Consider the following 6,852-nt stretch of genomic DNA (forward strand, 5'->3'; position numbering starts at 1 on the left):
GAACACGATGGCGTTGGGCACCGGGCGGCTCCAGACCGTGTTCAGGTAGCCACCGAGCTGTCCATAGCCGCTGGTGCTAAAGGCCGTGGCGCTGCTGCCGCTGTCGAGCCGCACGGCGTCGCTCAGGCCCGCCTGCCGAAGCGCCGAGGCGAAGGCTTCGGGGGTGCCGTACTCGAAATAGGCGATGGTGGGCTGACCACGCAGCAGGCCCAGCGCCACCTGACGGGTCGGACGCCAGATGCTCGCCCCCGTGTCGAAGCCCTCGCGCACGCCGTCCACGACCACCCGACCCGCTTGCACCAGCAGCGGCCCGGCGCTCAGGGCGTCCCGAACCTGCGGCCAGGGCGCGTCGTCGCTGCGCCAGTCGAGGGTGACGCGCAGGTTGGCCCCCACCTCCTGCGGCACGGCAAACCGCCGGGGGTCGAAAGTCAGCGCCAGGATGCCGGGCGGAGGCACGTTCGCCGCACTTCGCCTGTCCAGCACGCGGCCCGTGCCCAGACGGGTGTAGACCGTGACCAGACCGCCGCCGCCCACCGCCGTCTGCCCGTCACCCACGAAGGCGGTCAGCCATTCGGGGCGGGCCTTGGCAGACACCGAATTGACCGCCACCTCGCCAAAATCGCCGCTGACCCGGTAGCGCGGGCGGGGATAACCGAAAATCAGGCCACCGCCGGGCATCAAGCCCACCGTGCCACGTTTTTCCAGGCTGGGCGCGGTCATCAGCCCGGCACGAACGACCAGATCGACGGGCAGGGCCGAAGCCGGGTCGAAGTAGCTGGCGTTCACACCCGCCACGCCGCCTACCCCTTTGACCAGTTCTGCGACTTCGGCAAACTGGCCCCGCGCCGCGCTCACGACCTGGGCCTGAAAACGGGCCGGGTCGAAGGACAGTAGGTGCAGCACTCCCCGCTGCTGGTAGCCGACGCCGGGAGGCAGGGCTGCCGGATTCAGCGGCGGCGGCACCTGGGGCTGCTCGTGCGTGACGGTGTCGATGACGACGCGGGGTGGGTCGCTCAGGGCAAAGACCTCGCTGCGCCCACCCGCCGTGCCCAGCGTGACCCAACTGCCGCCCGCGTCTGTGCCCACCGTGAGCGCCTGACCCGAGGGCAAGTCCTGGCTGCTGGGCGACGCGCCTGCACCCGGCAGCCGCACTGTCAGCCCGCCAGAAGTTCGGGTCTGCACCTCGAATCTGGGCAGCGCCCCCCCGCTCAGTTCAAGGACCACCCGCTGCACCGACACGCTGCGGTGCTCCTCGCGGTGAACACGCACGGTGGTCAGGAACTGCCCCGCCGCAGGCACGGACGTGACCGGAAGCGGGGCAGGTACGCGGCCATCCCCCGGTGTCACCTGCGTGGTGAAGGTCGCCGGAATCGGTGGGGCGGCAGGGATGACTGGGGCGGGAGACATCGGTGCAGGCAGGTCGGGCGACGGGGGCAAGGTCTGGTCGGCGACCCGTACCGGAGCCACGAAGCCGAGTAGGTCGGCGGTGTCGGTCTGCACCGCGACCCCCAGCACCCGCAGCGCCGAGAGGGGGACATGCAGGCTTGCGCCGACCATCTGGGGGGCAGGCAGCGGCGTGTCCAGCCGCAGGCCTACCACCCGCCAGCCCAGGCCGGGGGCGTAGCGCAGCTCTCGCCCGCCGACGCGCAGGCGCAGGTCACGGGGGTCGTTGCGTACCTCTACCCCCAGCCGGGGGAGGCTCCACACGGGCAGCATTTCCCCCCCTGTCAGCACCCGCGTGGCGATGCTCGCAGGCTGCACTGCGCCGCCTATCGCCACCGGACGGGCCTGACCCATCCCCAAGAGCAGTGCCCCCAGCAGCCCTATCCCACGCAGAAAACCGAGATTCCCCAACCGCGCCGCCCTGTTCACGCAGGAAGTGTAGCGGGCTGTCCTCACGTCGCCTTCCGGTCAGAGGTTTGTGCCAGTGCCTCTCTATACTTGGCGGGAGATGATTGAACCTTCACTTGCCCTCTACGGCGACGCGTTCGCCCGGGTGGACCAGCACTTAGAAGAGTTGCTGGACGCCACCGGGGTGCGCTATTGCCTGCTGGTGGACCGCAAAGGCTTCGTGCTGTCGCACAAGGAAGCCCTGTGGGCACCGCGCCCTCCCGCGCTGGATTCCGTCGCCACCCTGGTCGCCAGCAACGCGGCGGCGACGGCGGCCCTCGCCAACATGCTGGGCGAACGCACCTTTTCCGAGCAGACCCACCAGGGCGAGAACGGAACGCTGTACGTCGAATCGGTCGGCAGCGACGCCCTGCTGACCCTGATTTTCGACACCAGCGTGGCGCTGGGCAAGGTCAAGGTCTACGCCCGCAAGACCATCGGCAAACTCGAAACCATTCTGGACGAACTGAAAGACGCGCCGCAGCCCGAATTCGGCGAGGACTTCAGCCAGGGCGCGACAGCCCTGCTCGACGACCTGCTGGGCTGACAGGCGGCACCCGGCCCCCCGCCCCGCCCGAATTCCGACTTTCTCCTTTCCTGTCACCTGGAGGTGAGCGCGTGAGTACCATCAACTTCGCTGCCCGCGAAATCAACTGCAAGATTGTGTATTACGGCCCTGGCATGTGCGGCAAGACCACCAACCTCAAGCATGTGTTCGGCAAGGTTCCCGGTCACCTGCGCGGCGAAATGGTCAGCCTCGCCACCGAAGACGAGCGCACGCTCTTTTTCGACTTCCTGCCGCTCGACCTCGGCACGGTGCAGGGCTTCAAGACCCGGTTTCACCTCTACACCGTGCCCGGACAGGTGTTCTACAACGCCAGCCGCAAACTGATTTTGCGTGGCGTGGACGGCATCATCTTCGTGGCGGATTCGGCCCCCAACCGCCTGCGGGCCAACGCCGAGAGCATGCGCAACCTACGAGAAAACCTCGCTGAACACGGCATCGACATCAACGACGTACCGATTGTCCTGCAAATCAACAAGCGTGACCTGCCCGATGCGCTCTCTACCGACATGATTCGCGCCGTTCTCGACCCGCAGCGCCGTTACCCAGTCTACGAAGCGGTGGCATCGAACGGCAGCGGCGTCTTCGAGACCCTGAAAGCCGCCAGCCGTCTGGTGCTGGAAAGACTCTCGAAGAACAAGTAAACCACACCAGCCGAAAAGAAAGCCCCTGCTTCCTGAGCAGGGGTTCGTTTTCATTCTGGTGTCGGGAACGGGACTTGAACCCGCACGAGTTGCCCCGTTCGATTTTAAGTCGAATGCGTCTACCATTCCGCCATCCCGACGCAGCGGGGGGAGTATAAAGCATAAAACCCTGCTCCAGCGTCACAAAAGCAGTTTTTACTCATACTCACAGCATTTCTGACTGTCTGCGTAGTCTACCGACGTTACCTCACAGGGGGAAGCTCATGCAGATAGCAGAAGCACTAGAAGAATTCTTGTCAGAGCATAAAGCCAGAGGGAGTAGGCCAAAAACAATCCGGTACTACAGCAAAACACTGGCAATTGTCTTACGGCCCGTTCTGGAACACTCCCTAGACTCATTGACCGTTTTCACAGTCAATAAGCTGCTACAGGCAGTGGCAGAGCGCAACCTAAAGCCAGCCACCCTAGCCAGCTACGACAGGGCTTTACGGGGCTTCTGTAGCTGGCTTGTCGGTGTAGAACTGCTGGCGAAGAATCCCATGCAGGGTAAGAAGCGGCCTAAGCTGCGCTGGGAGCCTAAGGCAGTTCTCACAGGGGAAGAAATTCAAAAGCTATTTGCCGTTGCTAAGGCAGATAAGCGGTACAGGGATAGAAACGTAGCCATTCTGTATCTGTTATTGGGCTGTGGCTTACGGGCTGGAGAAGTTGCAAAGTTGAAACTCACAGATATTGACTGGCAGACCGGAATAATCGAAGTCAATGGCAAAGTGGGCTATGGGAAAGTTCCAGTTACAAAACAATGCTTACAAGCAATGCGGCGATATGTTACACACAGCCGGAAGGCACAATCTAGCTGTCAATGGCTATTTGTGTATGACGGTAGGGGAATTGAATCTCACACCGTCAGCAAACTCATTGCCAGAATGGGTAGACGGGCCGGACTGGACAGAAACATTGGGCCGCATCTGCTCCGGCACTCAATGGCTAGTGAGTTTATTGCTAATGGAGGGGATGCTTTCACACTGCGTAGACTGATTCGGCATTCATCCCTGTTCACAACGTCCCTTTATGTGTCTAATTCCACAGCCAATCTTAGAGATAAACTGGAAATCTACGGGCCATTGAAAGGTGTCTGAAATAAATAAATATTAAGTGTGGGCAATCTGCCGTAAATTTAATTCAGACGGCATTGTGGAGCATTCTGTGGGGATACTGGCCCTTTAATACAGAGAGGGATGGATAGAAGTTAGGTCATACAAAAAGTGCCAGCCACCTGTGAAAGCCTCACAGCGTAGCTGGCATTTGTTTTATGCTTTGATTGTATCTAGTCTTCCGTATCTCCCATCCAAGAATTCCACGGGCAAATAAATAACTCTATCTCCTCTCTGACCTACTGTACTTTCCGAAAAATCCCCAATTGAATATTTACCATTGTTCTTAACTAGGTCGGCTCTCAGCTTATCCAAGTCTAACCACATTAATTTCAATGTGTTTTCCGAACAACCTAAATGTTTTTGAACGGGCGTTAACTTATTATATTTTACATAAACTTGCACACTATTTGTTGCTGCATCTTTCATAAGCAATTGAGGCGTTCCATAGCCTGTAAAAAGTGCTAGGCAAACCTCATTATTCCGTAGTGCAGCATCCCACTTAATGTCAATTCGCATATCTTCGATTTCCACATCCCATCCACCGTCAGAAATGCCGTCTGTACCTGTATAAAGCTGGCGTTCTACCTTCTCTCTATCCCATTTAACCGATTCAGGGAGGTATGTACGGCATAAATAGTTTTCAACTAACACTGTTTCAGTTATGCCACCTTTCAGGTATCTCCCGCCGAATCCCGCAATATCTTCACATAGGCCCATGCCAAAGCAAAATGCCGGGAGAATTTTTTTCAATCCGTCTAGATTATCTTCCTTAATTTGTTTGGGAATTCGCATCTGCCCACACCCACCCTGTCTTAGCTAAGCTTTCTACATCCACTCTATTTAATCTGTACTTCGTACCGATAAACACAGCGGGTAGAATCTTCTCACCAATAAGCTTGTAAAGTGTGGGCTTGCTAATGCCTAACAGTTTACAGGCTTCCGAAATCTGGATATATAATTTGTCCATAAAAACCTCCATAGGTACTTACTATATCACAAACTTTACAGGCTTAACTTACTTCACAATATTTGTTATATACTAGTATTAAATATGAATAATGTCCCCAGTGGTTGACTGGGTAGGTAGTAGATAGCAGTTAATAACTACTGTCTATTGCCGGGTTAGCCTTCTTCGGTCACTCCGTAACCTCAGTCGGCCCCGGCACTATTAACTATGGACTCAGAACAATTAATTATCTATCGGAGGTTTCCAGATGAATAACTACAATAGATTCAACAATCCAAAAACAGCACTAGAAATTATGTTTAACTCAGCAGTAGCCAGATATAAGAGAAAAGATAATGCAGGCGCAGCTAACACAATCTACAACGCATCCAGAAATCTAATACCTAAGAATAAAGATGGCTCCAATGGTATCAATCTTTACAAACTACAGCCACTGCATGGAACTATTGAAGATGCAATAAAAGCGCATTCAGAAGGTAAGACAATACTCACACTGCGTATTCTTAAACACATACAGCTAGAGTTCCATTATGGTAGATACAGGGCTTAGAATATTGTGTTAAGCTACTACTAGTTTTACTAGATACCAATTATCTAGAATTGTAGAATATACTGTTAACTTATAAATTCAACTTAGTCAATATAACTGTGAAATCACAGGCTATATACACATGGAATACGACTTTATATTAGAAATACCCCACATAGAACAACAATCTATGTGGGGTATTTTCTACTATCTGTAGTTCTAGTATACTAATTCCACTAGTTTCATCTGCAATCTAAATTGCATGAGCAGTTTTATTTAATAGAACCATGTGGCGCATATTGGGGCAGGGGGTCAATCAACCTAGAAACATTAATTTTCCCTCACATGCAGCACCTAAACATGCCAATTGCGGGCTACATAAACTACCTTTAGCATCTAACAAATAATTCTGTGAGCAATCCGCTATGGCAAATAATTATTTATTTTTGCATGTCCGCTAGCTCTGCCCACAGTTCGGCATTATGCCCTGCATTGTAAGCAGCGGATAACTGTCCCATTGCAGACGCTAGAACAGTACGCTCTACTCCGTCAGTTTTACATATGAAGTAAACAGCCTGAATTCTATATTGCATCCCTTCTTTTAGGGAGATTAGCGCAGAATATAGGTACTGCTCTTTATAACTCTTGGGCCTATTATTTGAAAAGTAGTTATACGCTTTATTGGAAAGAAAAGACTTCATATATGAATCTCTTTTAGATTCCATTGAAGAACACTGTTCGGTTAGCTCAACGTATTTACCCGTCTGGATTGCATAAAATACCCTGTCGTTCAAATCTTTTACTTCGTTCCGTAAAGAGATGCTGTCGTCTACGATATCGCTGACTTTCGGCAACCCCTGTGCCTGTGCCGACTGCCACAGCAGCCCACACAACCCCACAGCAAACGCTATTGCATTCTTACGCATGGACAGATTATAGGGGGCAGTGTTCCCCTATAGGTAGAACACACTCCCTATGCCTCTGACAGCCACTAGGTGGGGCAACAGACCCCATTGTGGGAGAAATACCGGGGCCAATAAATATTTAAGTATCTGATTAGCGGCCCAGCACCCAGCATCAGGACAGCTACACTGGAGTCATGA

Annotated in this window: 8 protein-coding genes and 1 tRNA gene; 4 read left to right on the forward strand and 5 right to left on the reverse strand. The window is 54.2% G+C overall.

The genetic code is table 11. The features are described 5' to 3' along the window. On the reverse strand, positions 1-1,872 hold a 1,872-nt coding region (locus Q4C89_RS07375; protein ID WP_368493219.1), incomplete at its 3' end, for a phosphodiester glycosidase family protein. Positions 1,873-1,951: 79 nt separating this feature from the next. On the opposite strand from Q4C89_RS07375, the gene Q4C89_RS07380 reads away from it, so the two are divergent. After that, positions 1,952-2,437, forward strand: coding sequence for a roadblock/LC7 domain-containing protein (locus Q4C89_RS07380; RefSeq protein ID WP_303101963.1), 486 nt, complete (start codon positions 1,952-1,954; stop codon positions 2,435-2,437). Positions 2,438-2,508: 71 nt separating this feature from the next. Then, a complete protein-coding gene (locus Q4C89_RS07385; RefSeq protein ID WP_303101964.1) occupies positions 2,509-3,099 on the forward strand; it encodes an ATP/GTP-binding protein in 591 nt (196 codons plus the stop codon). Positions 3,100-3,155: 56 nt separating this feature from the next. Here Q4C89_RS07385 and Q4C89_RS07390 read toward each other — a convergent pair. Then, positions 3,156-3,239 (reverse strand) — tRNA-Leu (locus tag Q4C89_RS07390). 123 nt (positions 3,240-3,362) lie between these two features. Here Q4C89_RS07390 and Q4C89_RS07395 point away from each other — a divergent pair. Next, positions 3,363-4,235, forward strand: a complete 873-nt coding sequence (locus tag Q4C89_RS07395) for a tyrosine-type recombinase/integrase (RefSeq protein WP_303101965.1) — start codon at positions 3,363-3,365, stop codon at positions 4,233-4,235. Between the two features lie 171 nt (positions 4,236-4,406). Here the strand turns inward: Q4C89_RS07395 and Q4C89_RS07400 are convergent, their stop codons facing one another. Together Q4C89_RS07400 and Q4C89_RS15130 are read right to left on the reverse strand one after the other, a co-directional pair. Continuing rightward, entirely contained in the window at positions 4,407-5,045 is a 639-nt protein-coding gene (locus tag Q4C89_RS07400; protein WP_303101966.1) for a hypothetical protein, read from the reverse strand. Next, entirely contained in the window at positions 5,023-5,232 is a 210-nt protein-coding gene (locus Q4C89_RS15130; RefSeq protein ID WP_368493220.1) for a helix-turn-helix domain-containing protein, read from the reverse strand. Before Q4C89_RS15130 ends, Q4C89_RS07400 begins: the two co-directional genes overlap by 23 nt. A gap of 235 nt (positions 5,233-5,467) precedes the next feature. Between Q4C89_RS15130 and Q4C89_RS07405 the strand changes: the two genes are divergently transcribed. After that, positions 5,468-5,770 (forward strand): hypothetical protein, encoded by a 303-nt coding sequence (locus Q4C89_RS07405; protein ID WP_303101967.1) that lies wholly within the window; start codon positions 5,468-5,470, stop codon positions 5,768-5,770. 419 nt (positions 5,771-6,189) lie between these two features. Here Q4C89_RS07405 and Q4C89_RS07410 read toward each other — a convergent pair whose 3' ends face one another. Continuing rightward, the gene (locus Q4C89_RS07410) at positions 6,190-6,675 is read right to left on the reverse strand and encodes a hypothetical protein (RefSeq protein ID WP_303101968.1); all 486 of its coding nucleotides are present in this window, start codon (positions 6,673-6,675) and stop codon (positions 6,190-6,192) included. Positions 6,676-6,852: the final 177 nt, after the last annotated feature.

The sequence above is a fragment of the Deinococcus sp. genome, from assembly GCF_030523985.1.
GTDB lineage: Bacteria > Deinococcota > Deinococci > Deinococcales > Deinococcaceae > Deinococcus.

Bases quoted from the DNA above. Each gene is read 5' to 3' on its own strand.
- Q4C89_RS07380 (WP_303101963.1), top strand. From the start codon at position 1,952: ATGATTGAACCTTCACTTGCCCTCTACGGCGACGCGTTCGCCCGGGTG.
- Q4C89_RS07405 (WP_303101967.1), top strand. From the start codon at position 5,468: ATGAATAACTACAATAGATTCAACAATCCAAAAACAGCACTAGAAATT.
- Q4C89_RS07395 (WP_303101965.1), top strand. From the start codon at position 3,363: ATGCAGATAGCAGAAGCACTAGAAGAATTCTTGTCAGAGCATAAAGCC.
- Q4C89_RS15130 (WP_368493220.1), bottom strand. From the start codon at position 5,232: ATGGAGGTTTTTATGGACAAATTATATATCCAGATTTCGGAAGCCTGT.
- Q4C89_RS07400 (WP_303101966.1), bottom strand. From the start codon at position 5,045: ATGCGAATTCCCAAACAAATTAAGGAAGATAATCTAGACGGATTGAAA.
- Q4C89_RS07410 (WP_303101968.1), bottom strand. From the start codon at position 6,675: ATGCGTAAGAATGCAATAGCGTTTGCTGTGGGGTTGTGTGGGCTGCTG.